This window comes from Candidatus Omnitrophota bacterium (genome assembly GCA_030695905.1).
GTDB lineage: Bacteria > Omnitrophota > Gorgyraeia > 2-01-FULL-45-10 > 2-01-FULL-45-10 > CAZHPY01.
Window position 1 is genome coordinate 1 of record JAUYOL010000030.1, and the last position, 2064, is coordinate 2064.

The following is a 2064-nucleotide window of genomic DNA, read 5'->3' on the forward strand; positions in this document are numbered from 1 at the left end:
CCAAGGCCGTCAATAGTAAAGGTGCGCTCGGGCGGCTCTTTTTTGGCATAGTGAACGAGCAAAAAACCCATCAGCGGCACAAGAAGCGCAAAAAGATAACTCTCCGACCAGATCGCGAAGATAAAAACGGCGGTAAGCACGACGGTAAGTCCCGCAAACCAGCCGGTGGATTTTTCATGGCGCTCAAACTCCGGCGCACGCCAGACGATAAAGTCCATGGGTACATTGTACCAAGACGGCTCGGCCGGCGCAATTTTGGGGCGTCCGCGAAAATCGAAACCCCGCGCGGTAATGCTGCAACCGCACGGGGTGTTTTGTGCGCCCGAGGCGCATTTACTCATCTTTGGCGTCTACGAGCGGGATAGCCAGACGCTTGTGGGCAGTGGCGATCGCTCCCTCGAGAGTCTTTAGCGCCTTGGCCGCGGGCTTCTTCCCGCCTTTCGGATTCGGAAGTTTCTTTATATACCCTTGTCTTATATTTGTCCTGTATAGACCATAACTAGTCCTACCTGTATATGTAAGGACAATGTCTTGTTATGCTCTCATATAACAGGTTATAACAAAGGATCATACTCCTGCCTTCATTCCCCAAATTTAGGTAGCGGGTCTATTTCTTTCGATTTTTTTGCAAACGGCGGGAATGCCATAAACTAGTTGTATATTTCTATCTAAAAATCAATTACTGATAACCACCGTCAACTACTAGGGTTGACCCTGTTATAAAACTTGCATCCTCCGAACATAGAAAAAGAATGACTTTTGCTATCTCTTCTGGTTGACCCCATCTTTTAAGAGCAATTTTCTCCGTTTCGCTTTTTATAAACTCTTTAGGCAAGTCTTTATTGATTTCTGTATCAATCCACCCAGGAGCAATAGTGTTAACTCTAATATCAGGAGCAAGGGATTGAGCGAAATTTCTGGTCAAACTAATTACCCCGGCTTTTGAAGTATCGTAATCTGCCGACTCCGGACTCGATGGGTCAATGCCGTTTGTAGAAGAGATATTGAGTATAGATGCACCTTTTCTATTCTTCATATTAGGAACAGCATATTTAGTGCAGAGGAAGGTTCCTATTAAGTTGACTCGTAGTGTGCGTTCCCACTGCTCAACTGTCTTTTCAAGGATTGGTAAGTCAAAGACAATGCCAGCATTGTTTACCAGAACATCAATTGCACCAAACCGCTCTACTGATTTTTTTATCAATCTTTGAACGTCAGCTTCGTTTGATACGTCAGCTTGAATCGCCACAACATCTCTGCCTAAACTTCTGATTTGTTCCACAACCGCATCAGCCGATTTCGCTTCTTTTACATAATTTACCACTACACTTGCCCCCTCTTGTGCAAAGGCAATAGCTGTAGCCCTGCCAATTCCACGACCAGAGCCAGTTATGAGAACAATCTTATCTTTAAATCTCATATCTCAAATTATACCAGTTTACTCAAGTTCATATCCATTATCGCCAGCCAATTCATCAACGGCATCTTCGACAATTGAAAAAGAGCCCAAATCTAGGTAAAAATCCCACACATATAAATATCAAGGAGCCGCCGAGTCCGCGAAGCGGCGGCTCCTTAGTTGCTTCGGAAACCGAGTTCCAAAATTGGCGGTGGGGGTGAGATTCGAACTCACGGTACCCTTTCGGATACAGCAGTTTTCAAGACTGCCGCCTTAAACCGCTCGGCCACCCCACCCGTCTCGATATTGTGACATTGTTCGGGGCCTGGCGCAATCCTTGCCATGGCGGAGCCTATCCTTTGGCAATGGCGACTCCCCAGACGTCGCGGCTGCCGGCGCCGTGCAGCGCCTTGGCGCACTCGGCCATGGTGGCGCCGGTGGTGTATACATCGTCTACCAAAAGGATCGTTTTGCGCCGGATGGCCTCCGGCTCGTTTACGCTAAAGGCGCCGGCGACGTTTTCGCGTCGCGTTCGGGCATCGGCGAGCGTGGTTTGCGCCGTGGTCTCTCGGGTGCGCCCAAGGGCGTATGCGGCGACCGGCAGCCTCAGGCGCGCGCCAAGATGGCGCGCGATAACCTCGGCCTGGTTAAATCCGCGCTCGCGA

At 49.1% G+C, this 2064-nt stretch carries 3 protein-coding genes and 1 tRNA gene; all 4 read right to left on the bottom strand.

Going from position 1 to position 2064, the window contains the following annotated elements:
• Positions 1 to 341: hypothetical protein (locus Q8R38_04635; GenBank protein MDP3791312.1), on the bottom strand; the 341-nt coding region annotated here is incomplete at its 3' end.
• A gap of 338 nt (positions 342 to 679) precedes the next feature.
• Positions 680 to 1420: a glucose 1-dehydrogenase gene (locus tag Q8R38_04640; GenBank protein MDP3791313.1), complete on the bottom strand. Its 741-nt coding sequence runs from the start codon at positions 1418 to 1420 to the stop codon at positions 680 to 682.
• A gap of 185 nt (positions 1421 to 1605) precedes the next feature.
• Positions 1606 to 1695: transfer RNA gene (locus tag Q8R38_04645), tRNA-Ser, on the bottom strand.
• A gap of 56 nt (positions 1696 to 1751) precedes the next feature.
• A partial coding sequence (locus Q8R38_04650; GenBank protein MDP3791314.1) for a phosphoribosyltransferase family protein occupies positions 1752 to 2064 on the bottom strand: 313 nt, incomplete at its 5' end.